Source organism: Flavobacterium shii (assembly GCF_025847235.1).
Lineage (GTDB): Bacteria > Bacteroidota > Bacteroidia > Flavobacteriales > Flavobacteriaceae > Flavobacterium > Flavobacterium shii.
The window spans coordinates 188,991-215,657 of sequence record NZ_JAOZEW010000001.1 but is presented as its reverse complement, the minus strand read 5'-3'; the positions used below and the strand labels follow the sequence as shown (position 1 = coordinate 215,657).

General features: G+C 33.2%; 21 protein-coding genes. 10 read left to right on the top strand and 11 right to left on the bottom strand.

The window, feature by feature from the left end; translation table 11 throughout:
- Window positions 1–81 precede the first annotated feature (81 nt).
- Entirely contained in the window at window positions 82–1,152 is a 1,071-nt protein-coding gene (locus tag OIU83_RS00930; protein WP_264204404.1) for a branched-chain amino acid aminotransferase, read from the bottom strand.
- Window positions 1,153–1,454: 302 nt separating this feature from the next.
- Between OIU83_RS00930 and mnmD the strand changes: the two genes are divergently transcribed.
- Window positions 1,455–2,120, top strand: a complete 666-nt coding sequence (gene mnmD, locus OIU83_RS00925; RefSeq protein WP_264204403.1) for a tRNA (5-methylaminomethyl-2-thiouridine)(34)-methyltransferase MnmD — start codon at window positions 1,455–1,457, stop codon at window positions 2,118–2,120.
- A gap of 167 nt (window positions 2,121–2,287) precedes the next feature.
- A complete protein-coding gene (locus tag OIU83_RS00920; protein ID WP_264204402.1) occupies window positions 2,288–2,485 on the top strand; it encodes a hypothetical protein in 198 nt (65 codons plus the stop codon).
- A 24-nt stretch (window positions 2,486–2,509) separates the two neighbouring features.
- Here OIU83_RS00920 and OIU83_RS00915 read toward each other — a convergent pair whose 3' ends face one another.
- Entirely contained in the window at window positions 2,510–3,451 is a 942-nt protein-coding gene (locus OIU83_RS00915) for a LysR substrate-binding domain-containing protein (protein ID WP_264204401.1), read from the bottom strand.
- A gap of 110 nt (window positions 3,452–3,561) precedes the next feature.
- On the opposite strand from OIU83_RS00915, the gene OIU83_RS00910 reads away from it, so the two are divergent.
- The 4 genes from OIU83_RS00910 (at window position 3,562) to can (ending at window position 6,961) form a co-directional block, all read left to right on the top strand.
- On the top strand, window positions 3,562–4,041 hold the full coding sequence (locus OIU83_RS00910; protein WP_264204400.1) for a Dps family protein: 480 nt from the start codon (window positions 3,562–3,564) through the stop codon (window positions 4,039–4,041).
- Between the two features lie 123 nt (window positions 4,042–4,164).
- On the top strand, window positions 4,165–4,449 hold the full coding sequence (locus OIU83_RS00905) for a hypothetical protein (RefSeq protein WP_264204399.1): 285 nt from the start codon (window positions 4,165–4,167) through the stop codon (window positions 4,447–4,449).
- 84 nt (window positions 4,450–4,533) lie between these two features.
- A complete protein-coding gene (locus tag OIU83_RS00900; RefSeq protein ID WP_264204398.1) occupies window positions 4,534–6,183 on the top strand; it encodes a SulP family inorganic anion transporter in 1,650 nt (549 codons plus the stop codon).
- Window positions 6,184–6,322: 139 nt separating this feature from the next.
- On the top strand, window positions 6,323–6,961 hold the full coding sequence (gene can / locus OIU83_RS00895; protein WP_264204397.1) for a carbonate dehydratase: 639 nt from the start codon (window positions 6,323–6,325) through the stop codon (window positions 6,959–6,961).
- A 37-nt stretch (window positions 6,962–6,998) separates the two neighbouring features.
- Here the strand turns inward: can and OIU83_RS00890 are convergent, their stop codons facing one another.
- Window positions 6,999–8,204 carry an LETM1-related biofilm-associated protein gene (locus tag OIU83_RS00890; RefSeq protein ID WP_264204396.1) on the bottom strand — a complete coding sequence of 402 codons (1,206 nt, stop codon included), beginning with the start codon at window positions 8,202–8,204 and terminating at the stop codon, window positions 6,999–7,001.
- Between the two features lie 111 nt (window positions 8,205–8,315).
- Complete coding sequence (locus OIU83_RS00885) at window positions 8,316–8,843, bottom strand: superoxide dismutase family protein (RefSeq protein ID WP_264204395.1); 528 nt, start codon at window positions 8,841–8,843, stop codon at window positions 8,316–8,318.
- A gap of 214 nt (window positions 8,844–9,057) precedes the next feature.
- On the opposite strand from OIU83_RS00885, the gene OIU83_RS00880 reads away from it, so the two are divergent.
- Both OIU83_RS00880 and OIU83_RS00875 read left to right on the top strand, forming a co-directional pair.
- Window positions 9,058–9,498: an META domain-containing protein gene (locus OIU83_RS00880; RefSeq protein WP_264204394.1), complete on the top strand. Its 441-nt coding sequence runs from the start codon at window positions 9,058–9,060 to the stop codon at window positions 9,496–9,498.
- A 107-nt stretch (window positions 9,499–9,605) separates the two neighbouring features.
- A complete protein-coding gene (locus OIU83_RS00875; protein WP_264204393.1) occupies window positions 9,606–10,088 on the top strand; it encodes a hypothetical protein in 483 nt (160 codons plus the stop codon).
- Between the two features lie 76 nt (window positions 10,089–10,164).
- On the opposite strand, the gene OIU83_RS00870 is transcribed toward OIU83_RS00875, so the two are convergent.
- Complete coding sequence (locus OIU83_RS00870) at window positions 10,165–11,259, bottom strand: glycoside hydrolase family 18 protein (protein ID WP_264204392.1); 1,095 nt, start codon at window positions 11,257–11,259, stop codon at window positions 10,165–10,167.
- 275 nt (window positions 11,260–11,534) lie between these two features.
- On the opposite strand from OIU83_RS00870, the gene OIU83_RS00865 reads away from it, so the two are divergent.
- Window positions 11,535–13,547 (top strand): BCCT family transporter, encoded by a 2,013-nt coding sequence (locus OIU83_RS00865; RefSeq protein WP_264204391.1) that lies wholly within the window; start codon window positions 11,535–11,537, stop codon window positions 13,545–13,547.
- A gap of 233 nt (window positions 13,548–13,780) precedes the next feature.
- Here OIU83_RS00865 and OIU83_RS00860 read toward each other — a convergent pair whose 3' ends face one another.
- The 6 genes from OIU83_RS00860 to OIU83_RS00835 form a co-directional block, all read right to left on the bottom strand.
- Complete coding sequence (locus OIU83_RS00860; RefSeq protein WP_264204390.1) at window positions 13,781–15,586, bottom strand: acyl-CoA dehydrogenase family protein; 1,806 nt, start codon at window positions 15,584–15,586, stop codon at window positions 13,781–13,783.
- 57 nt (window positions 15,587–15,643) lie between these two features.
- Complete coding sequence (locus tag OIU83_RS00855; RefSeq protein ID WP_264204389.1) at window positions 15,644–15,994, bottom strand: four helix bundle protein; 351 nt, start codon at window positions 15,992–15,994, stop codon at window positions 15,644–15,646.
- 126 nt (window positions 15,995–16,120) lie between these two features.
- On the bottom strand, window positions 16,121–17,302 hold the full coding sequence (locus OIU83_RS00850) for a thiolase family protein (protein ID WP_264204388.1): 1,182 nt from the start codon (window positions 17,300–17,302) through the stop codon (window positions 16,121–16,123).
- 175 nt (window positions 17,303–17,477) lie between these two features.
- Window positions 17,478–19,868, bottom strand: coding sequence for a 3-hydroxyacyl-CoA dehydrogenase/enoyl-CoA hydratase family protein (locus OIU83_RS00845; RefSeq protein ID WP_264204387.1), 2,391 nt, complete (start codon window positions 19,866–19,868; stop codon window positions 17,478–17,480).
- A complete protein-coding gene (locus OIU83_RS00840) occupies window positions 19,852–20,319 on the bottom strand; it encodes a MarR family winged helix-turn-helix transcriptional regulator (RefSeq protein WP_264204386.1) in 468 nt (155 codons plus the stop codon). Before OIU83_RS00840 ends, OIU83_RS00845 begins: the two co-directional genes overlap by 17 nt.
- Before the next feature lie 335 nt (window positions 20,320–20,654).
- Window positions 20,655–21,668 (bottom strand): helix-turn-helix transcriptional regulator, encoded by a 1,014-nt coding sequence (locus OIU83_RS00835; RefSeq protein WP_264204385.1) that lies wholly within the window; start codon window positions 21,666–21,668, stop codon window positions 20,655–20,657.
- Between the two features lie 589 nt (window positions 21,669–22,257).
- Here OIU83_RS00835 and OIU83_RS00830 point away from each other — a divergent pair.
- Window positions 22,258–26,655, top strand: coding sequence for a PKD domain-containing protein (locus tag OIU83_RS00830; protein WP_264204384.1), 4,398 nt, complete (start codon window positions 22,258–22,260; stop codon window positions 26,653–26,655).
- Window positions 26,656–26,667 lie beyond the last annotated feature (12 nt).

The following is a 26,667-nucleotide window of genomic DNA, read 5'->3' as shown; positions in this document are numbered from 1 at the left end:
TGGTTTTTGGAGAGTTTAGTTTAATAAAAAAGGCGATTTCCGTTAAGAAAATCGCCTTTAATTATAATAGTGTGCGACGAATTATTTTACTTGAACAGTCCAGTTAAAAGTATCTTCGGCAAGTTTGTTTTGTATACCTGTTAGTTTTTCTTTTAAAAGAGAAGCGTAAGAATCATCTGTTTTAGGTAATTCGTAATATTCATCTTTGTATGAGAATCCTTTAATAACGCTAACTACTGCAGCAGTACCAGCACCAAAAATTTCTTTTAATGAACCATCTTTAGCAGCTTCAACTAATTCAGAAGCTAATACAGAACGAACTTCAGTTTTTAAACCTTCTTTTTCTGCAATTGCTAATAAACTTTTACGAGTAATTCCGTCTAGAATTCTTTCGCTTGTTGGTGCGGTTAATAAAGTATCGTTAATTCTGAAAAACACATTCATTGTACCTGCTTCTTCAAGTTTGGTATGTGTTGCATCATCAGTCCAGATTACTTGTTGGAAACCGTCTTTATTAGCCAAATTTGTTGGGTAAAACTGTGCTCCGTAGTTACCTGCAGCTTTAGCGGCTCCGATACCACCATTTGCAGCTCTACTATAGTGCTCAGCAATAATAACTTTTACTTCTCCAGCATAGTATGATTTTGCAGGGGAAAGCAAAATCATAAATTTATATTCATCAGAAGGGTTTGCAACAACACCAGCGCCAGTTGCAATCATAAACGGACGGATATACATACTGCTTCCATTTCCTCTTTTAACCCATTCGGCGTCTAATTTCAATAACTCATTTAATCCATCTAGAAAAATAGCTTCAGGAATTTCAGGCATTGCCATTCTTACTGCAGAAGCATTAAAACGTTTGTGGTTTTCTTCTGGTCTAAAAAGCCAAATAGCATCTTTATCATCTTTGTAAGCTTTCATTCCTTCAAAAATTGCTTGTCCATAATGAAAGACTTTTGAAGATGGATCCATTAAAATTGGAGCGTAAGGCTTAATGACAGGTGTTTGCCACTCTCCATTTTTAAAATCACATTCGAATAAATGGTCTGTAAATACAGCACCAAAGCTTAAGTTGTCAAAGTCTACATCGTTTATTTTTGTCGAAGTAGCTTTGATGATTTCAATTTTGTTTGTTTGAGTTGTACTCATGATAAAGTATGGTTTTTGTGTGCTATTTCATTGTTTAAGATTGTAATCCAAAACCTTGAAAGGGTGTGAAATAAATTTTAACAATTGCAAAATTAAGTAAAAATATACAATTTAGATGCTAAAAAGGCATTAATTATAGGGTTTAACTGTGATTTATTTATTTTGTAAAAAAGTTAAAAAAAGAGCTTTGTTTTATATGAAATTTATGAAAAAAGTACGGTTTTTTAAGGCTTTACGCATTTGTTTTGTTTAAATTTGACTACAAAATGAAACAAAAACATCAATAATCTGATTTATAAATTGTGAAAAGAGAAATAATTCAAACTCTAGATGGTTCAACTACAATTCATTTGGAAGAATGGGATGAATGTTATCACTCTAAACATGGCGCAATACAAGAAGCGAAACATGTATTTATTCAGCATGGGTTTTCTTTATTCGATAACAAATCTATTTCAATATTAGAAATTGGTTTTGGAACGGGGTTAAATGCTTTCATTACTTTTTTGGAAGCAAATGAGAAAAAGCAAAATATAAATTATGTTGGAGTAGAAGCATATCCGGTAGCTGCCAATGAAGTTCTTATGATGAATTATGTCGCCGAATTGGGAGCCGATGCAGATACAGATGTGTTTAAAAAAATGCATGAAAGCAATTGGGATGAATTAATCAGGCTTAATGATACGTTTACATTAACTAAGAGAAAACAGTTTTTTCAGGATATAGATGATGTTGAAACTTTTGATTTAATTTATTTTGATGCTTTTGGATATCGGGTGCAACCTGAGCTTTGGAGTACCGAAATCTTCAGAAAAATGTACAATTCTTTAAAACCTAATGGAGTTTTGGTAACTTATGCTGCCAGAGGAGTTGTTAAAAGAAGCATGATCGAGGTAGGATTCACTGTCGAAAAGCTTGCAGGCCCTCCAGGGAAAAGAGAGATGTTTAGAGCCCGTAAAGGGATGTAAATCATACTATTTAGATTAATTTTAAATTGCTATATGTGTATTTAAGAAAACGTATTCGTAAATAATAAAACAAAATAATAAGTTAAAAGCTGACTACATGTATGTAAATTGTTTATTTTTACGTCGAGTTAAAAAATAATGAGATAACCCCATAATCTTAATTTATTATGTCAAAAATGATGTTCGATTACACGAAATCAATACTTGAAAGAGTTAGTTTCGACCCGGTACTTTTCTTAAAAGAATTAGAAAAAGCTATCAAAACACTATTACCATACGAAATGGAACAATTGCAAGAGTGGTTATTGAATTTTACAATCGGAAAACCCGAATTAAAAGAATGTCTACTGATAGTTAAAGGATAAAAAAGGAACCAATTGGTTCCTTTTTTATTTCTTTTGAATTGGACTTACTATCTGAACATTTTGGAAAACAATAGCTCCTTTTACAACACCAGCAATTGTGCTTCGTAAGGCATCGATGATTTGAATTTTTAATTCGCTTTTAGGGTAAATTAAACTTACTTCTCTGGCAGGTTTAGGTTCCTTAAAGTGACGAAGCTTTAATTTGTCTGTTTCTTTTAGATCTAATGTATGTAAATACGGCAATAATGTTGTGCCCAAGCCTTCGTCGGCTAATTTTATAAGTGTTTCAAAACTTCCGCTTTGGATCTGGAAAGCATTATGCTCTATATCTGTACCATTTTTACAAAGGTTTAAAATACCATCTCTAAAACAATGTCCGTCTTGTAGAAGTAAAATTTCATTGATGTTTAAATCAGATACTTCTATTTCTTCTTTTTGGAAAACAGAATGGTGTTCAGGAATATAGGCTACAAAAGGTTCGAAATACAGAACGATTTCTTTTATTTTTTCATCTTCTAGTGGTGTTACTGCAATTGCAGCATCAAGATGTCCGTTTTTTAATTTAACGATAATTTCATCAGTATTAAGTTCCTCAATTAATAGTTTAACTTTTGGATATTTCTTGATGAAGTTGTTCAGGAACATTGGTAAAAGGGTAGGCATAACCGTTGGGATAATCCCCAATTTAAATTCGCCTCCAATAAAACCTTTTTGTTGTTCTACAATGTCTTTTATTCTATCGGCTTCGTTTACAATGTTTTTTGCCTGATTTACGATTTTTTGCCCAATTTCTGTAAGTTGGATGGGTTTCTTGCTTCTGTCGAATATTAATATGCTAAGTTCCTCTTCTATTTTTTGTATTTGCATACTAAGCGTAGGCTGAGTAACGAAACATTTTTCGGCAGCAAGAGTGAAGTTTTTGTGTTCAGCCACAGCTAAAACATATTGGAGTTGAGTGATTGTCATTTTTAATAGTATTTTCTGATGCAAAAATAATAAAATATAATTTTTTTTTATAGCAATTTTGAAAAAGTTATTTTAAATTTACAATTAATAGAATTTTAAATTAATTGAATATGAAAACTAATATTTTAGGATTGCCAGTTAAGGAGTCAGAATTAATTGTAAAAGAATTAAATGTCTTACTATCAAATTTTCAGGTTTACTATCAAAACTTGCGAGGAATTCACTGGAACATTCGCGGAAAACGTTTTTTTGATTTGCATGTAAAGTTTGAAGAGTTGTACACAGACGCTCAATTAAAAATAGATCTAATCGCCGAGAGAGTTCTCACAATAGGAGGTACACCATTACATACTTTTGAGGATTATATTAAAAATAATAAAATCGAAGTTGGAAAGAATATCTCGAATGATGAAAAGGCAGTTCACTTAATTGTAAATTCATTAACAGATTTATTAAAGATAGAAAGAGAAATTTTAAAACAATCTGATGAAATAAACGATGAAGGAACAAATTCGATGATGAGTGACTTCATTTCTGAGCAAGAAAAAACAATTTGGATGATGAGAGCGTGGTTAGAGGAAGATTTGTAAATGAAGCAATTAAACCAGAATAGCGTTAAAATACTATTCTGGTTTTCTTAGTTAATGTTAAATTTGTTTAAAATTTTCAACTTACCGTTTTGATTTTATCAGTTTAGCTCTACTTTTGCAATAATGAAAAAAATCGCTTACATATTATTATTCATATTTGTTGCTTTCTTGTCAACGCCACCTATTGTGACGATGATAAAGAAAAATAGCGATGTGTCGGCATTTTATAGTTTTTCAGAAGAAGAGCATTCACACAAAGAGATGAAAGTCATTGTGTACCATCTTGTATTTCATGGTGAGTTTGTTTTACCAATGTTTGACAAATCAAATCCAATATTATCCGAGAAATTATCTAAACATGATAAGATCTCAGCAAGCATTTTTGCACCACCCCCTAATTTCGCATAGTACATCCGGTTTATAATTTTTAAACGTTTGCTGTATTTTAAGTAGTACAGTAAGCATTTTATGAATATTTTTTACTATCGTATTATGACAAAAAAAATTAGTCTTTTTGCCAACCTTAAATCTGATTTTGCATCAGGTTTAGTAGTGTTTTTGGTAGCTCTCCCATTGTGTTTAGGTATTGCAATGGCTTCAGGAGCGCCATTGTTTTCTGGAATTATTTCTGGAATTATTGGAGGAATCGTTGTAGGGTATTTGAGCCAGTCACATATTAGTGTATCTGGTCCGGCAGCTGGTTTAACAGCAATTATCCTTACTGCAATTACCGATCTTGGTGCTTTTGATATATTCTTGACTGCCGTTTTTATTGCTGGATTAATTCAGCTTGGATTAGGCTTTTTAAAAGCAGGAAGTATATCAAATTATTTTCCTACCAATGTAATTGAAGGAATGCTGGCAGGTATCGGAATTATTATTATTCTGAAACAATTGCCTCATGCATTTGGTTACGATGCCAATTTTGAAGGAGATCAGGCTTTTATTCAAAATGATGGGAATAACTCAATTTCCTCTTTGTTTGCTATCTTCAACCATATTCATTTAGGAGCAGTTATTATTACACTAATTTCTTTTGTAATATTAATTGCTTGGGATAAAGTTCCGTTTTTACAAAAACTTAAATTAATTCCTGGTGCACTTATTGCTGTAATTGCCGGGATAGTCGTGAACGAAATTTTTGTTTCTACAGGAAGTCCTTTAGCTATCGGTAAAGAGCATTTAGTATCATTACCAATTCCAACTTCATTTGATGAATTTAAAGCGATTATTGTTACGCCTAATTTTGCTGGAATTACAAATCCACAAGTTTGGGTTGTTGCTTTAACAATTGCAATTGTTGCTTCTATCGAGACATTATTATGTATTGAAGCAGCAGATAGAATGGATGTGCAAAAGAGATATACAAATACCAATGTTGAGCTTAAAGCCCAGGGAATTGGAAATATTGTAAGTTCACTTTTGGGTGGATTACCAATGACTTCGGTTGTGGTAAGATCTTCGGCAAATAATAATGCTGGAGCAAAATCTAAAATGTCTGCAATCATTCATGGTGTTTTATTGTTGATAAGTGTATTGGCAATTCCTATGATTTTAAATAAAATTCCTTTGGCAACTTTAGCTACTATATTAATATTAGTAGGTTACAAATTGGCTAAACCAGCGACTTTTATACATTTCTGGGAAAAAGGAAAATACCAATTCGTACCATTTGTTGCGACTTTAGTATTTGTTGTTGCAACCGACTTGTTGAAAGGTGTTGCAATAGGAATTGTAATAAGTGTTATTTTCGTTTTAAGAGGTAATCTAAAAAGAGCATACAGCTTCAAAAAAGAAGAGTATGAAGATGGAGATGTAATTCATATTGACTTGGCTCAGGAAGTGTCTTTCTTGAATAAAGCAGCAATTAAACTTACGTTGAATTCTATTCCTGAAAATTCAAAAGTGATTATCAATGCGCAAGATACAGTGTATATTGCTCATGATATTCTAGATTTGATAAAGGAGTTTAAGGAGACAAGAGCCGTTGATGAGAACATCAAAGTGAAGCTTAAAGGATTTAAAAAAGCTTACGAGCTGGAAAACACTCCGGATTTAAACAATCATGTATCTATTGAGCATTATTATGATGTTGCAAAAAGAATGATGGTGAAAAAAGAAAATTCCCAAGAGAATTTCTAAATCAAAAAATAAATTAATAAAAAAAAACAAGAGTGTTTTTTAATGTTTCGGAGCTATTTAAAAGAGATAACTTTACATAGGTTTTCTTTGTAAACATTAGAAACACAGGGTAAAATTATAGATATAAAAATTAAAAAAGATGAAAGAGTTTTATAAAAAAATATTAGATAATAATAAAAAGTGGGTAGAAGATTCATTAGCTAAAGATCCTAATTTCTTCGCAGATTTAGCCAAAGGACAAACTCCGCCATTATTATGGATTGGTTGTTCGGATAGTCGTGTTCCTGCAAATGAAATTATTGGTGCAAAACCTGGTGAAGTTTTTGTACATAGAAATATCGCCAACATGGTTGTTCACTCAGATATGAACATGCTTAGTGTTTTGGATTATGCTGTAAATGTTTTAAAAGTAAAACATGTTATCGTGTGTGGTCATTATGGTTGTGGAGGTGTAAAAGCTGCTATGGGGAATCAATCTGTTGGAATTATTGATAACTGGATTCGTCATATTAAAGATGAGTATCGTTTACATGATAAATATTTAAATTCTATCGAAGATGAAACAGAACGTTTTAATGCTTTCGTAGAAGTTAATGCTAAAGAACAAGTTTATAATCTGGCTAAAACTTCAATTGTACAAGGTGCTTGGAAGAATGGTCAGGACTTAATGTTACACGGATGGGTTTACGGTTTAAACTCTGGATTTGTAACTGATCTAAATGTAAATATTAGTTCAAATGATGAGCTTGATGAAGTTTATCAACTAAGTAATCTATAAAATTTAAAAATCGCCTTAATTTTAAGGCGATTTTTTTTTATTCGTTTTCTTCTAAGTTTTCATTAAATGCCGAAGGCAATAAAGTTGGGATAAACTTAATTAAAATTGGTAATAATAAACTTCCTCCAGGGAGCAAGAATATTGTTAACGACGGGATAGTTTTACATATATCTAATAATTGTTTTTTTACCTTTTTCTTTTCGCTGGGACTTAAATCTCTACGAGTCGAGTAAGCAAGGAGGAGCATTAATTCTTTACTTTGTATAATTTCCTTAATTAGTCTGTTTTTATTACGTTTTATAAGGGTAATAACTCCTAGGGTCATTTGATCGTAAAAATGCTTTACAGGGTTCGAATAGTTAAAATAAGGAATGTTTTTTTTGTGATCGGATATAAAAGTATTGGTGTTTTTGATACTTTCTGTTACAAAATCATCCGAAACTTCTAGAATACCAGCCAGAGTATGTAAAAAGTAAGCTTCTTCATTTTCCAATACTCCATCGCTCCATAGCGCCATACCTGCCATATCGATTAGGTAATATCTTTCCAGTTCATTGGTAAAAAGATGAAATTGTAATGTCTCTAAAGTTTGAACTGTGATTTTTGAAAATTTACTGTAACGTATTGAGGCTTCAAAAAGTTTAATTAATAAATCATCATATTGAGATTTGTTGGTTTTGGTTTTTAAGGCCAATGCAACAATACTCATAACGGTTTCTTCGATTTTTTTAAGATATTTTTCGGGGATTTCTCCATGAATTAAATATTGGCGGAAAGCCAAAACATCTATAAATAATAATGCATTTGTAACGAGATGAGAAAAGTTCTTGCTAATAATACTATCATTAGTTTGAACACGTTCATCGATAATATTTTCCAGAGTTAATGAGTTGCTACTTTTTGGAAGTAATATCTTGAAGAGGTTAAATCCTTCAGGATTCATTTGATTATAAAAAGCCAAAGCTTCTGTTATAAAATGTTCTGGGTTATTGTCGTTTTTTGTTAGACTAAAAATTCCATATAGAGTATTTAGTAAAGCTACTTTTGAAATTTCGGTCTTGAACCAACCTTTTGTTTCAATAGGAAAAGGAGTTGCTATCGATATTATATGGCCATAAATAAAGCCGGTTTCTCTAACCTTTTGATAAAAAGAATGGTTGTTGGTTTCAGGAACTGCTTGTTGTGAGAACTTTTGTTCACTAAAAAATTTATCTATCCAACCTGTTGCCGAAGGGTTAATCATTACTTTAATTTGAAGCTACAAAGCTATCTTTTTTTTATGGTTTCGTAATTGTTTAAAATTAAAATAACCATTATATTTTGTGAATAAAATGGTTATTTTTAACTGATGTAATTATTTTATAATTGCCGAGCAAGCTACTCTAGCACCCGCATTTCCTGCTGGTTGAGAAACATAATCATCTGGATCTTGGTGTACAATTAATCCTTTTCCTAAAACATCTTTAGTTGGATCGCCACAACCAATACACCATTCGTTGGTCGTTAGTGTAATTGTACCATTTCCTTTTTCATCTGCTGTAAAGTTTCCGATGTCTCCTTTATGATATTCTGCAGATCCCCATTTTCCATGTTTTTTAAATGTTGGATTCCAGTGACCACCAGCAGAACTTCCGTCGGCTGCAGTACAATCGGATTTTTCATGAATATGTATCGCATGAACACCAGGTTTTAAACCACTTATTTTGGCAACAAAAGTTACTTCCCCTTTTTTTTCTGTAAAAGTTGCTGTACCCGTTACTGAGCTGTTACTTTTTGGCTCAAGTGTAATGGTTAATTTTTTTGAATCCTCTGAATTATTTTTGGTTTTACATCCAATAATAACTGCTGCAATTACTACAAGAGATAGAATTATTTTTTTCATAATATGTGTTTTTGTTAAAATCTAAAGTAAAGTTAGTTCAAAATTATCGAAAGAAAATCATTCGAAAGTTAAAATGTATTAACATATAAAGTAAAAAATAAGTTTAAATTTACAAAAGAAGATGAAATATTGCTTAAATTCGTAGGAGCATTTAATAATTATGATGCTAAAGATGTTTATTGATAATTATTTATAAATTTTAAAATTTTAAATTATGATAAAAAAAATATCAATCTTAGCTACATTTGGAATTATTCTATTTTCATGTAATTCTGCTCAAAATAAAACAACAACTTCAAAACCTCTAGCGCAACTTAACGGAACTTGGGAGTTAAACTATATAACCGGACCTAGAATTGCCTTCGATGGTTTGTATCCAAATAAAAAGCCAACAATTAATTTTGACGTTGCAGGGAAAAGAGTTTCTGGAAACAATAGCTGTAATACATTTACAGGAAAGTTAAATGTAGATGGGCATAAAATCAATTTCAGAGATGGATTGGCAACAACAAGAATGATGTGTACGGACAATCAGGGCGAGCATGTTTTTATGGACGAAATGCAAAAGGTAACTTCTTATGATATTACTGAAGACGGAAAAACATTAAATTTTATTTCGGGTGATATCGCAACGATGCGATTTGTGAAAAAATAACGTAATATTTCAAGAAGATAGAGTTTAAGAATCTTTTAAATAGCAACATTGATTTTCTAAAAGTTAATTAAATCGATTAATTATAAATAAAATTTAAATCTAAAATTATGAAGAAGTTTCTTGTCGCATTGGTGTTGGTGGTTTCAGCAAGTTCATTTGCTCAATCTTTGGTGAAAGAAGATGTAGAGGTTATTCAGCGTATTTATGGTAGGTCTAAGGCTGAACTTGTGAAACAATACATGAATTTGTCGGATGTACAGACTGCTGCTTTCCAAAAAGTGTATGATGGTTATGAAGCCGAGCGTAAATCTTTGGGGCAACAAAGAATGCAGTTGCTTGATGATTATGCTAAAAATTATGCTACTCTTACTGATGCAAAAGCTGATGAACTGACAAAAGGAGCATTGAAAAATGATCTTGCTTATGAAAAACTATATTCAAAAACATATAGCAAAGCTAAAAAGGCTATTGGTGCTATAAACGCAGCTAAATTTATTCAATTAGAGGTTTATTTACAAACAGCTATCCGTAGTGAAATTCAGGATTCTATTCCCTTTATTGGAGAAATTGAAAAAACTAAAGTGAACTAAAAAGGGTATTTTTAGTGTGAAAAGGCGGTAATAATTTTAAAGTTATTACCGCCTTTTATTTTTTAATTGATGAGATTTACTTCTTGTTTTTTACATCGTAAATGGCATCGACCATTCCGTCTTTAAATGTATCCAAAGGTAATTCCCAGAACATAATGCCTCCTAATTTTTTAGATTTCGCATATTCTGTTTTTTCTTTTATTGAAGCTAAATCATCTCCTGTAGCAAATTTTTGCTCTTTTTCATTATACCAATAACCTGCTTTTGCTTTATCATCCCAAAAATATTTCCAACCGTTTGCTTCTGTAAAAGTAGTTGCATAATCTTTAAATGAAACGCCTTCGATGTGTTCACCAGATTGGTATAAACCATTGTTTACATTGGCAACATTTTTCCAGATACGAGTATAAAATGCGCCACCAATTACTAATTTGTGAGCAGGAATTCCTAATTTTAACAAATAAGTCACAGCTCTGTTTGTAGACTGAGCATCTGGAGTTCCGCTATATAAAGGTGCTTGGTGACCTGTTACTTTTGAATATCCATTTACTAAATCATAGCTCATTATATTCACACGATCTACTAATGGCATTACTAATTTCCATTCTATAGATTCGTCCAAAAATTGCTGGAATCCTCCGGCAGCAAAGCTAAGTTCATGTTTTTTTCCTAAAGTTGTACGTAATATTTTTACAAGTTCAGTGAAGTTGGGTTTATCTGCTGCTTGATATAAATGCCCAGGAAGTCCTTCGATTGCAGGATATTCCCAATCTAAATCTAATCCATCAGTTTTAAAAAAATCATTTGTTGCTTTTACAGATTTAGCAAAAAGTGACCTTCCTTCGGCAGTAGAAAAAACTGCAGAGCAAGTTTCGCATCCTGCCCATCCGCCAAGAGAAAGCATGATTTTAAGTTTAGGATATGTAGCTTTTAATCCAACAAGATGTTTGATAGCAATTGTGTCCTTTGCTGTATCAACATTTAGTTTTCCGTCTTTTAAGTGACAAAAGCTGTAAATTATATGAGTAAGTTTACTTACGTCATATTGATCAATTAGTTTATCGTCGCCAGTATAATAGGCGATAACATCAATTTTCTTGCCCGATTGTGCAAAAGTGTTTGTGACACAACAGAACAATAGAAAGATGATAATAAGATTTAATCTTTTCATTTTAAATAGTTTTTGTAGTTTTTTTGAATGCTAAATATAAAACATTTCAAACAAAGTTTTAATTAAATAGATACACAGTATTAAGCTTATTTGTTACAGTTTTTGTTTTACAAAGCAACTTTTATAGTGTTTTAAGGGGGGAATTATTTCTTTTTCATTAAATTTACAATTCTTCTGTATACAAATTATCAAAGTTACATTTATAAAAACTTCCTCAATCCGAATTTAAAATTTGGATTTGCTTTAGATAATAACAGAGAAAAAACAATTTTACCATGAATAAATCTACAAGCTCAAGTGTTTTTAAAACCAATTTTACAAAATCAGTTGCATTACCAAGTTTAACTATAATTATTGCAATTTCATTATTTTGTATTTTTTTTTCAAAGGATGCAGAGCTGGCACTTAATTTTGCAAAAGACATAATATTTAAAAATTTAAGTTGGCTTTATGTATTGTTGGTGACTGTTTTTGTTTTGTTTTTAGTCACATTAGCCATTAGTAAATTTGGTAAGATTAAATTAGGGGCTGATGACTCTGAGCCTGAATATTCTTTTTTTTCATGGATAGCAATGCTTTTCGCAGCCGGAATGGGAATTGGGTTGATGTATTTTGGAGTAGGGGAAACCATGGCGCATTATGCAACGCCAGCCAATGCTAATTTGGCGGATAATTTAAGAGCGAAAGAAGCGCAATTGTATACTTTTTTCCATTGGGGTTTTCACGCATGGTCTATATATGGTGTTGTAGGGCTCTCATTAGCCTATTTTGCTTATAGACACAATTTGCCTCTTGCAATCCGAAGTGGATTTTATCCGATTTTAAAAAATAGAATTCACGGAAAGTTTGGGAATATTGTAGATGTCTTTGGTTTGTGCAGTACTTTTTTCGGAATCGCAACAACTCTTGGTTTCGGTGTTGTACAGTTAAGTGCCGGATTAGTAAGTCTTCATGTAATTCCAGAATCTAGTTTTAATTACCAAATTATTATTGTTTTGGTAGTTATGATAATTGCTGTTTCTTCGGCCATTTCAGGTTTAGGAAAAGGGGTTAAAAAACTAAGTGAGCTAAATATTATTATGGCCGTTTTATTAATGTTGTTTATACTTGTTTTCGGACCAACTATTTATATTCTAAGTACATTTACAGAAGGTTTAGGCCACTATATAAGTCATTTTGTTTCGCTAACTTTTAATACTTATGCTTACGAAAAGGGAAGCCAGGAATGGTTTTCTAAGTGGACTATTTTGTATTGGGCATGGTGGATTTCCTGGGCGCCTTATGTTGGATTATTTATTGCCAAAATTTCTAAAGGAAGAACGATACGAGAATTTATTTTGGCGGTATTATTTATTCCTGCCTTTTTTAATTTTTTGTGGATGACTGTTTTCGGTAGCAGTGCCGTATGGATAGATGAGCATATAGCGCATGGCGCTTTAAGTGTATTTGCCAAAAATCCGGACACACTTTTGTTTAATTTCTTTACTTATTTCCCATTAACGACCTTTTTGAATCTTTTATCGATTCTGATTATTTGCGTGTTTTTTATCACATCAGCAGATTCGGGGATTTTTATAATGAATGGTATAGCATCAAAAGGAGCGGTAAATTCACCTAAATGGCAAAGTATCTTTTGGGGTGTTTTATTGTCACTTCTGTCCTTGAGTTTATTGCATTCGGGTGGTTTGGCTTCTCTTCAGACAATGACATTAATTACTGCTTTGCCCTTCGGAATTATTATGTTGCTGTTGTGTTATAATTTGTGGAAAGCATTGGTTGTAGATAGTGAGTATAGTGCTAAAAAATATTCGCATGGAAGTTTAAATTGGAATAATACTAATTGGAAGGAACATCTAGAAAAGATTGTGACTGTCTCTAAAAAGAAAGATATTCATGAATTTTTGAATGGAACTGTAAAAAAAGCTTTTGAAGAATTAGTGGTTGAATTGGCTAAAAATAATATTGAAGCACATATAAATTATTTTTCATCACCGCAACAAGCTATCGAGTTAGAAATAGAATATGATGAGTTGCGAAACTTTAAATATGGTGTAATGGTTCAGGGACAAACTGTTTCTGAAACATTACTAAAGGAAAAGAATACTCCGGATATGGATTTGGAAACCATTTTTCAACCAATTACTTATTTTGGAGATCATCGTAAAGGATATGATATTCAATATTTAACTAAAGATGGAATTATCTCAGATGTTTTGAGGGAATATGAGCGCTTTTTAAATCTAAGTTCAGAAGGTGATCATGATTTGATTATGAAACCAAATAATTAATTATTAATTGTAAATGGTTAATTATTAATGATAATAAATCCTTTATGAGTTTAAATCTAAGCGTCATATTTAAATGAACTTATATAACTTATATGGTGAAAAAAGGGTTTGTGTAAGACGCACTGCTGTGCGCCTCTACAGGTGGTGAAAAGACTTGACATAAAAAAAACCGCACTGTTTTCGGGACAGGTGCGGTTTAAACAAATTAAAATTGACTAAAAACTATTTTTAATTTAGTAGCAGTATTCGTTTTCTGCAACTAATTTTGAAGTAATCGTTTCTCTAAGAGCCACTACATTTGGATTGTTTGTGTATTTTGTAAAACGTTTTAATCCCATTAACATCATACGTTGTTCGTCACCTTCAGCAAAAGAAATAATTCCTTCTTTTCCTTTTGAGTTTACGGTATCTACAGCTTTATACAAGTATAATTTTGCCATAGCAATTTGTTCTTGTACTTTTGCTTCTCCTTCTTTTTTAGCTAATTTTTCAGTTCTAAGAATAGTACTTTCAGCCATGTAGATTTCGATTAAGATATCAGATGCAGCCATTAATAATTGTTGGTGAGCATCTAAGTCTGGACCATATTTTTGTACAGCACTTCCAGCAACCATTAAGAATACTTTTTTAAGGTTTGCAACGATTCCTTTTTCCTCAGCAAATAATTCAGAGAAATCTGGAGTGTCAAAAGATGGAATACCCATTAATTCTTCAGATACTTTCATAGCAGGACCTAATAAATCAACATGGCCTTTCATGGCTTTCTTGATTAACATACCTACAGAAAGCATTCTGTTGATTTCGTTTGTACCTTCGTAAATACGAGCGATACGAGCATCTCTCCAAGCACTTTCCATTGGAGTATCTTCAGAGAATCCCATACCACCAAAAATCTGAATTCCTTCATCAGCACAAGCTTGTACGTCTTCTGAAACTGCAACTTTAAGGATAGAACACTCAATTGCGTATTCTTCAACACCTTTTAATTCTGCTTCTTGATGTGAAGATCCTTCAGCTTCACGAGCGATAATTCTATCTTCGATATCTTTTGCTGCACGGTAAGAAGCACTTTCTCCTGCGTAACAGTTTGTAGCCATTTCTGCTAATTTAGAACGGATAGCTCCAAATTGAGAAATTGCAGTATTAAATTGGATTCTTTCGTTAGCATATTTTACAGCACCTGTAGTAACTCTTCTTTGAGCATCAAGACAAGCAGCAGCAAGTTTAATACGACCAACGTTTAAAGCGTTCATTGCAATTTTAAAACCGTTTCCTCTTTCAGAAAGCATGTTTTCTACAGGAACTTTGGTATCATTAAAGAAAACCTGACGAGTAGATGAAGCGCGAATACCTAATTTATGCTCTTCTTCATTCATCGAAATTCCATTGTCAGCAGTATTCTCTACGATAAATCCAGTAATATTTTTATCATCACCAATACGGGCAAAAACGATAAATACACTACAGAAACCAGCGTTAGAAATCCACATTTTTTGACCAGTAATTTTGTAATGCGTTCCGTCTTCAGATAAAACTGCTTTAGTTTTTCCTGAGTTTGCATCAGATCCAGCTCCTGGCTCAGTTAAGCAATAAGCTCCAAACCATTCGCCTGACGCTAATTTAGGAACGTATTTTTTCTTTTGTTCTTCAGTACCATATAAAGTAATTGGCATAGTTCCGATACCTGTATGAGCACCAAAAGCAGTAGAGAACGAACCTGTAGCTCCAGAGATATAATCACAAACTAACATAGTCGATACGAATCCCATTCCTAGTCCACCGTATTCTTCTGGAACAGCAACTCCTAAAAGTCCAAGTTCACCAGCTTTACGCATACTTTCTTCTGTAAAAGCGTAATCTTTTTTCTCGAAACGATTTTTGTTAGGCCAAATTTCTTTGTCTACAAACTCTTTTACAGAGTCACGCATCATTAATTGCTCTTCCGAAAAATCTTCTGGAGTAAAGATGTCTTCGCACTTTGTTTCTTTAACTAAAAACTGACCACCACGGGTTACGTTTTTTTCGATTGTATCTGCCATTTTTTAATTTTTTAGAGAAAAGAAAATAGAATATAGAAAATAGACTTTTGACCGAACTTATTTTAGTCCGTTTTGGAAGCTCATTGTCATTCTTTGAAATTCTTCTATTTTAATTTCTAATTGGTTAAATTGTATCTCGTTTATATATTTTCTATGTTTAGCAATTAATAATTGCGTAATTAGTTCAAATGAAGAACCAAGAGAAATGTCTAAAAAGTGACTGAAAGACTTATCGGTTCTTGAAGATCCTTCGGCAATATTACTAGGCATCGAAACCGAACATCTGCTTATTTGAGAACTCAAATCGTATCGTTCGTGTTTTGGAAATTCTATTAATATATCTGAAATTTCATTAGCAATTGCAATTCCGATCTTCCAAATCTTTAAGTTCTTATAATTATGTCTCATGTTTTTTTTGAGCCAAGATAAGAAAACATGAATTTAAAAGTAAGTTTTATATTACTTTTTATAAGTCTTTGCTCTTGTCTCTTTCTTCTCAAAAAACATCTATTCTCTTTGTTCTATATTCTATTTTTAAAGAACTTCGTAAATCCCAGCGCTACCTTGTCCAGTTCCTACACACATAGAAACGATTCCGTATTTGCTTCCTCTGCGTTTCATTTCGTCGAATAATTGAACAGAAAGTTTAGCACCAGTACAACCTAGCGGGTGACCTAAAGCAATTGCACCACCATTTACGTTTACGATATCAGGGTTTAAACCTAACTCACGAACAACGGCTAATGACTGAGAAGCAAAAGCTTCGTTTAGCTCAACTAAATCAATATCTTTTAATTGTAATCCTGCTTGTTTTAAGGCTTTTGGAATTGCTTTTACAGGACCGATACCCATGATTCTTGGCTCAACACCAGATGAAGCAAAGTTTACTAATCTAGCAATAGGCTCAAGATTTAACTCTTTTACCATATCCTCACTCATGATTAAAACAAAAGCGGCACCATCACTCATTTGAGAAGAGTTACCAGCAGTTACACTTCCGTCAGCAGCAAAAACAGGTCTTAAACCAGCCAAAGCTTCTTTAGAAGTTCCAGCACGAGGACCTTCGTCTTTATTTACGATGTATGATTTAGTTTCTTTTTTACCATTTTCATTAATGAAAGTTTGCTCAACAGTAATCGGAACGATTTGTTTGTCGAATTTACCTTCAGCTTGTGCTTTTAATGCTTTGATATGAGAGTTGTAAGCAAACTCATCTTGGTCTTCTCTAGAAATTTTATATTGGTTGGCAACCGCCTCAGCAGTTAGTCCCATTCCCCAGTAATAATCTTCGTGACCTTCGGCAGCAAGTTTATAATCCGGAGTTGGTTTGTAACCTCCCATCGGAATAAAACTCATACTTTCTGCTCCACCGGCAATGATACAATCTGCCATTCCCGATTGGATTTTTGCAGTTGCCATTCCGATAGTTTCAAGTCCAGATGCACAGTAACGGTTTACGGTTACACCAGGAACATCTTCTACTTTTAATCCCATAAGAGAAATTAAACGACCAACGTTCAAACCTTGTTCAGCTTCTGGCATGGCATTTCCTACCATAACATCATCAATACGTTTTTTGTCAAAATCAGGCAATTCATTCATCATAAACTGAATGGTTTCTGCAGCTAATTCATCAGGTCTTTTAAATCTAAAAACTCCTTTTGGTGCTTTTCCTACCGCAGTACGGTATGCTTTTACTATATATGCTGTTTTCATTTGTTTTTATTTTTTAAGATTATAGAAAATAGATCATAGAAAATAGACTATTACTTTGTCTCAAAATCTATATTCTTTTCTCTTTATTCTATTTTTTAAGAGTATAGAAGATAGAGTATAGAAAATAGACTTTACCAAGTCTGAAATCTATATTCTATTCTCTTTGTTCTATTTTCTAATTTCTTAGTGGTTTTCCTTTAGTTAACATATATTGAATTCTTTCCAATGTTTTTCTTTCAGTACAAAGTGATAAGAAAGCTTCACGTTCGATATCCAATAAATATTGCTCAGATACTAAAGTAGCTTCAGATAAATCACCACCAGCCATTACGTAGGCAAGTTTGTTGGCAATTTTCTTATCATGCTCAGAGATGTATTTTCCAGCCTCCATTTGATCAGTTCCTACTAAGAACATTCCAAGAGCTTGCTTTCCTAATACTTTTACATCAGTTCTTCTTATTGGTTGAGTATAACCTGCTTCAGCCATTAACAATGCATGTTTTTTAGCTTCGGCAATCTGGCGGTCTTTGTTTACTACAATAACATCTTTACCATGTTGAAGAAGTCCAGTGTCAAAAGCTTCATAACCAGAAGTAGATACTTTTGCCATAGCAATAGTTAAGAAATACTCCTGAAGAACGTTTAATTCCACATCGTTTTTACGGAAAAGGTCAGACGCTCTCAAAGCCATTTCTTTAGATCCACCACCACCAGGAAGTACACCAACACCAAATTCAACCAATCCCATGTAAGTTTCAGCAGCAGCTACAACCTTATCAGCATGTAAGCTCATTTCGCATCCACCACCAAAAGTCATTCCGTGAGGTGCTACAACAACAGGAATTCCTGAGTAACGTACGCGCATCATCGTGTCTTGGAACATTTTGATAGCCATATTCAACTCATCATATTCTTGCTCAACAGCCATCATAAAAATCATTCCGATATTAGCACCTACAGAAAAGTTTGCTGCTTGGTTACCAATAACTAAACCTTGATATTCTTTTTCAGATAAGTCGATTGCTTTATTGATAGCTGCAAGTACATCGCCACCAATAGTATTCATTTTAGATTGGAATTCTAAGTTCAAAATTCCATCTCCTAAATCTTGGATAATTGCTCCACTATTACTCCAAACTTTTTTGCTTTCGCGAATGTTGTTTAGGATAATAAATGAATCTTGTCCAGGAACTTTAGTTTGTGATTTTGTCGGAATGTTGTAAAAATAAGTTGCTCCTTCTTTTACAGTATAGAAACTTTTGCTTCCAGAAGCTAACATATCGTTTACCCATGCAGCAGGAGCTAAGCCCTCAGCTTTCATGATTTCGATTCCGTTTTCGACACCAATAGCATCCCAAATTTCGAAAGGACCATTTTCCCATCCGAAACCAGCTTTCATAGCATCATCAATTTTATATAATTCGTCAGAGATTTCAGGAATTCTGTTTGATACATAAGCAAACATTCCAGCGAAACTCTTACGGTAAAATTCTCCAGCTTTATCTTTTCCTTTTACAAGAACTTTAAAACGATTGATAGGTTTATCGATAGTTTTAGTTAGCTCAAGCGTAGCGAAATTTGCTTTTTTAGCAGCACGATATTCCAGAGTATCTAAGTCAAGCGTAAGAATATCTTTGTCTACTTTTTTGTAGAAACCTTGTCCGGTTTTACTTCCTAACCAATTATTCTCCATCATTTTTGTGATGAAATCAGGAAGTTTAAACAATTCGTGTTGTTCGTCGTTCGGGCAGTTTTCATAAATACCATTGGCAACGTGTACTAATGTATCTAAACCAACAACGTCAACAGTACGGAAAGTAGCCGATTTTGGACGACCAATAACTGGACCAGTCAATTTATCAACTTCTTCAATTGTTAATCCCATTTCTTTAACCAAGTGGAATAAACTTTGGATACCATAAATACCAATTCTGTTTCCTATAAACGCAGGAGTATCTTTAGCAACAACCGAAGTTTTTCCTAAAAATTTAGAACCGTATTCGTTTAGGAAATCCAATACCTCAGTCGAAGTTTTTGGACCAGGAATAATTTCAAATAATTTTAAGTAACGCGCAGGGTTAAAAAAGTGAGTTCCGCAGAAGTGTTGTTGAAAATCTTCGCTTCTACCTTCGCTCATAAAATGAATCGGAATACCAGAAGTGTTAGATGTTACTAAAGTTCCAGGTTTACGGAATTTCTCGATTTGTTCAAAAACTAGTTTTTTAATATCAAGACGTTCTACAACAACTTCTATAATCCAATCAACATTGGCAATTTTTGCCATATCATCGGTCGTATTTCCAGTCGTGATTCTGCTTGCGAATTTCTGACTGTAAATAGGAGAGGGCTTAGATTTTAATGAGTTAGCAAGATGTTCGTTTACAACTCTGTTTCTTACGGCTTTGCTATCTAGAGTTAAGCCTTTTTTAGTTTCGGCCTCTGTTAACTCACGGGGAATGATGTCTAGGAGTAAAACTTCCACACCAATGTTAGCAAAATGACAAGCTATTCCTGAACCCATAATTCCGGATCCAATTACGGCAACTTTTTTAATTGTGCGTTTCATTTTCTATTTTTTCTGTTTGATTAAATATATTTTTATCTTGTATTAATTCATTTATGATTTCTGCCACTTCCATAAAATGTTTTAATTTTTCTTCAGAAACGTGGTTTCTAACTGTTTCATTAAACTTCAAGACTGTATTTTTAGATAAGTCTCTTTTTTCTTTTCCAAATTCAGTTAGATAAATCAAAACACCTCGGCCATCGGTTGGATTTTTCTTGCGAACAATCAATCCTTTGTCTTCCATAGATTTAAGCGTTCTGGTTAAGCTTGTGGCTTCCATTCCCATTCTGGGACCTAATGCTGTCGATGGAGTGCCTTCCTCTTTATCGATACTTAATAGTGCAAAACCAGTTGCCATTGTCGCATCATATTTTGCAGCCTCTTCATTGTACATTCTTGATACTGCTTGCCAGGTTGCTCGTAAAATATAATCTATAGTTTTTTCTTTCATTTGGTAGATCGTATTTGATTATTTAATTTTAATGTGAAATACATTAGATAATACCTTTTACATTAATTTAAATCGAATTCGTTTTTGGCAACTATATCGATTTCAAATATAATAAAAAATTATTATGCACGCATAGTATTTCTGAGATTATTTTTTAGTTAGTTTAAAAATTGCTCTGTAATAGAGTTGATTAAGTTCTTTTTTTAATGAAATATAATATATTTTTTTGAGATTTTCGGTAATCCAATGATCGAAAAATTACATGAGTCCAGTAAATTAGGAATTTGGATTATTGTATCCTGAAAGATAATTCTTCGGTTTGAAAACAAGGATAATTAATCATCATATTTAAGTAAAGCCTTCCTGAGCTTATCTTTTATTCGCAAACGCAAACCATTGGGGCTAATAACTTCCAGACCATCACCAAAACCTAAAAGTAATCGTTCTATTTCATAATTAATTTTAAGTTTTAATGTGATAATAATACTTCCATCTTCATTTTTCATTTCCAGTTTTTGGGAATTATGAAAAGGCTTTGTCAATACATAAGGAGCATTTTCTTTATCTATCCAAAGTTTTATAGTTTTGGGTTCCAGACCTTCGTTTACGGTAACGCCAACAACATCTTTATAAAAAGCTTCGGCATCAAAATTTTCCTCTATATAAGGTAGAGTAAAATCAAAATCGATGCTAGTAATTCGGTCAAGAGCCAAATTAGTTATAGGTTGAGAACCTTTTTTCTTCCCAACCAAAAACCAGCGATTATTAAACTCCTTTAAAATAAACGGATGAAAAAAGAATTTTTGCTCCTCTCTGGATTTAAAAGATTTATAAGTAATAACCAGCACGATTTTCTTGATAATCGCCTGATAGATTTCGTCCAGATAATGTAATCCTTTCAAGTTCTCGTTTTTATCCAGATAGATAACCGAATTGGTATGTGATTTCTCCGAATAGATTTTATCCTCCAAACGCTGCAAAATATCCGAAACATCGCTAAACAAAGAGAAATCCTTAAATTGTTTTAGCATCGAAACCGTTTCGGTTAAGACATTCATATCCGTTTCGGTAAGCGGAATATCGGTAATCGAGAAATCTTCCTCGTCATACTTATAAAACTTTTTATCATATACGACAATAGGAGCGTTGTACCCCAATTTCTCACTTCGCATAAGCTGAATATCCATTTGTATAGTCCGTTTGCTTATACGGTTTTCGCGACCTTCATATTCAAATAAAGCATCCGAACAAGCCTCGATTAAATCGTCCAGCGTCCAGGTGCGATATTGGTTCTGCAAGCATTTATCGATTGTTTTATAGCGTATTAAAGCATTTTTGTTTTGTGACATATTGTATGTTTTTTACTGCGAAAGCACGAAGACGCTAAGTTTTTTTCTCGCAGATTTGCTTCGCCTGTTCGCTATCGCTCGGGTTGCAGATCAAGCAGATTTTTTTTTTGAATCATTTTAATCCTTTAATCTGTGACTTAAAAAAACTTTGCAACTTCGCTTCCGATAGTTATCAGTATTGAGAGATTAATTTAATTAATAATTATTGGGCGTGCCCCACCGAAAAAGGTGGGTCAGGCTGTACGCTATATCTTTTTTGGTCCGAAAAAGACCAAAAAAGGATGCCGCTTCCATCCTTCACGCAAAACAACTCTAATGATAAAAATACACTTTTATTTTTAGTACGCAAAAGAATTGCGTACTAGCTTTTAATTTTAGTATTATCTCAAAAAACTAGTACTTAAAAAAGGAAACTTGTAGGGGATTATTAGGGTGCTTTGAAAAAAAAATTAATACTTCTCTTACAGCCGAAATCATAGGGTTTACGTGTGTAAAGGAATGCCCCAAAAACAAGGATTATTATTAGTGTTAATTTTGTATTAAAAAAAAGAACATATACTTTTACCCCTTAAAAATTGAATTATATTACATGGGGAAACTTTACTTTTTACACTTACATTTTTTTTTAATAATTACAAGTTCAGTTTATGGTTTTAGTACGACTGATAAAAGTAATTTCCATATTAATAAAAATTACAATAACTTATTTTTAGCTCCTACTGCCGATTTTAGTATTACCAATGACGGTACCTGTTCGGGAACCCCCATTACATTTAACCCTATTGTAACTGGGAATGCCCCTTTTACCTATAAATGGGATTTTGGCGATGGAACAACTTCTACAGATAGTAATCCAAGTCATGTTTTTACAGCAGTTGGTTGCGGACTTCAAAACTTTAGCGTAAAGCTTACTGTTACAGATGCAAGTGGTGTACCTAACACAATAACAAAAACTATTTCGGTAAAGCAAAAACCTGATTTAAAATTCGGAAATACAAATGCTCCGGGATCACTTAAGCCTTTTGAGCGATGCGGAGACAATAATTCTAATCCTAAATACAGTATTAGTGTTGCAAATAATTCGGCTTCAGTAGGATGTATTACATCTTATAATGTAGATTGGGGCGATGGTAGTTCCGAAACTAATGTTACTTTTCCTAAAATACATGAGTACCAGAAATTAGGTTCTTTTAATATGATAATAACAGGAATAGGAAATAATGGTTGTAGCAATTCTATTACCTATGTAGTTAAAAATTCCAATAACCCAATTGGGGCACTTATAGCTCCGGGTAATACGACCAATTTATGTATTCCTGTTGCTCCAATGGATTTTGCTATAGGATCATGGGCACTTAATCCTTCAGACACTCAATATAATATTAATTATGGAGATGGCACATTTCAATCTTATAGTCAAGCACAATTAGAAAGTTCTATTTATTATAATGCAGCAAATCCGGGTGCTTCCCAAAATTTTCCTGTACCTCATAAATTTACAAAGGCCAATTGCCCTAATGGAAATACAGTTAGTTTAACAATAGGAACCTCTTGCGGGAGTACCTACCTCACAGCAGGGCCTATTATTATATTAGATGTCCCTGTAATAAGTTTTAATGTAAATAGTATTGTATGTGCAAATACAAATGTTTATTTTAGTAATACGACCTATGCGGGATATGCTAATGGTTGTAGCACTGATAATGTTTATACTTGGGATTTTGGAGATGGAACTCCACCCTCTAGGCAAGTTAATCCTTATCATGTTTATTCAACACCAGGCACTTATACCATTAAATTATCTGCCGTAACACCTTGTGGAGTTGGAATTCCACCAGCTACAAGAACAATATGTGTAGAACAAATATTAGAACCTAATTTTACTTTTGGGAATGCCTGTGCATCAAGTAATCTTCAAATGACTAATACTACAGACACGAGATTTACTTGTGGAATGGAGACTTACTATTGGAACGTTACTAATTATATTGAAGGATTTTGTGGTAAAGAGGCAGTACCCGGATTAGGAAAAGGACAATGGAATTTTGCGAATAGCACTTATTCTTCATCCAAGGACCCTGTTTTTAATTTTACAATGCCCGGGACTTATTATGTGACGTTAAGAACAATAAATTCATGTGGTGAATACCGATATATTACAAAAGCTGTACAAGTAAAAAAGAAGCCGGTTATTACCCTAAAACCTATTTCGGATTACTGTAACTCGGCAACAATTAATCCAGTTGGAATTGTAGAAGAAACTTGTTCTCCAAGTTCTGAAATTACTTATCTATGGACTTTTGTAGGAGGAACACCTTCATCATCTACATTACTTAATCCAGGACCAATAAATTATACAACTAGTGGTAAGTATGAAGCTATCTTTAGTGTTAGTAATACTTGTGGAACCACTACAGAAAAAGCTTCTTTTTCGGTTGATTTAGTTCTTTCTCCAGTTATAAAAGATAAGACAGCAAAAATATGTAGCGGTAATAGTTTTCAAGTTACGCCTGTTAGTAACGGAACAGATAATGTACCTGCGGGAACTACCTATGTTTGGTCTATTCCAGTAGTTTCTCCTGCAGGAGCAGTAAGTGGAGCAAATGCAGAATCTTCTCCCAAAACAAATATTAGCCAGTATTTAATAAATAATACTGCCAATCCAGCAACAGTAACCTATACTGTTTCACCAATATCCAAGGTATGCCCCGGACCAAATTTTACAATAACAGTAACAGTTGATCCATTAATAAAAGTAGTCCAAGTTATAAAAAATGGTACCTGTTATGGATCAAATAATGGTTCAATTTCTATAAGTGTTACAGGAGGAATTCCTTTTGCAACAGCAACACCTTATACTTTTTCATGGACAGGTCCTAACGGATTTACGAGTACCGATAAAGATATATCCAATTTAAAACCTGGGTATTATAATTTAATAGTTAAGGATAATGGGAATTGTCCATTTTCACAAACCTATCAGGTTACCGAGCCGGATTTATTTCAATCTCGTGGAGGTAAAAATGATATAACGTGTTTTGGTTTAAATAACGGAAACATAAATTTATCGACAACAGGAGGAACACCACCTTATACGTATGTATGGAAAAAAGATGGAGTTGCTTATCCGGCAACTACAGGAAATATTAATAATCTTGCCCCAGGAACTTATGATGTTACAATTACCGAAGTTAATAATTGTAATATACTTACAGATAGTTACACCATTATCGAACCGCCATTATTAAAAGTAAAATTCGAAAGTCAAGTTGATATTTTATGTTATGGATACTTTACCGGAGAAATTAATGTAAGTACAACTGGTGGTCGATTTACCGAAACATCGCCAGGTGTTTTTAATTACAGATATAGTTGGACAGGACCAAACGGATTTAGAAGTAATCTTCAGAATTTAAAAAATTTAGCAGCAGGAACTTATGACTTAACCGTTACAGATAATTCAGGATGTACCGATAAACGGAAAGTTGTATTACTACAAAATGATGAAATAGTTTTAAATTACAGCAAAACCGAAATTGCATGTTATAATTATGCCAATGCATCGATTACTATTAATAGTATAAAAGGAGGAGTTCCATTTACAACAGGAGATCCATATATCATAAAATGGAGTAATTTAGGAACAGGCTTAGTGCAGAATAACTTATCAGCTGGAACCTACATTATTACGATTACCGATGCATTAGGTTGTCCAAAAGTATTTCCTATAATAATAGATAATGCTCCGGTTTTTACTATAAAACCAGATGTTAAAAACGTTTCTTGTTTTGGATCAAATGATGCTCATATCCGATTAAATCTCGTAGGCGGTAAAGCCCCACTTACTTTGGTTTGGGATGATAATTCGACCGCAGGAGTAGAACGTAATAATATTGGGCCAGGAAAATATAGTGTAACAATTACCGATGCCAAGTCATGCGTAATAAAAGAAACCTTTATTATAATTGAACCACCATTATTAGAATTAAGAGCCGATGTTTCGAACCCATTAGATTGTTTGGATGCAAATACGGGGGAGATTAATTTAATTGTAACAGGTGGTCTGCCTCCATTTACTTATGCATGGTCAAATGGTGCAAAAACAGAGGATTTAAGTAAACTTCCACCTGATAATTACACCGTCACAGTTACCGATGCCAATGGTTGTAAAAAATCAGAAACATATAAAATTACCCGATTCGAACAACTTACGCCAACAATCGAAGTCCTAACAGATTTTGATTGTGCGACCAAATATGTTCACCAAACATTTGTAGGACATGTAAAAGGAGGTATTCCGCCATATACATTAAGCTGGTCCGATGGAGTTATTACAGGAGCCAATAATGAGATCATGAATACCGAGAATAATGGCTTAATTATATTTAGTGTAACCGATAGTTTTGGTTGTACTGCCAATTTTCCTTACAATGTTAAAACACCAGTTTTAGGAATAGCCAATTACTCTACAAGCTCATATGGAAAAGATGTTTATGATCTGTATTCCATTTACGACCCAATTTTGTTTACAAACCTGGCGACTGGCGACTTTACAAATATTTCATGGGATTTTGGAGATGGTAATTTTTCAAATGAAGAAAGTCCAAAGCACATTTATACAAGAGTAGGAACCTATACTATAAAGCAAACAGTTACTTATCCATTCGGATGCCAATATAGTTATACATCCACACTAGTGGTAGAAAAAGGATATAGCTTAATAATGCCAACAGCTTTTACGCCTAACAATGATGGTATTAACGACACATTTGCACCCGTATTTCTAGGATTAGAAAACATTACTCTTGATGTGTTTGACACTTGGGGGGGAATAGTATATTCCGAAACAGGAAAAAACATCAGCGGTTGGAACGGACAAATCAAAAATCATCCAGGCGAAAATGGTAATTATTTTTTCAGAATCACGGCAAAAACCTTTTACAACCATACAGTAACCGAAAGAGGAGCATTCACATTACTTAAATAAAAGCAACAGATT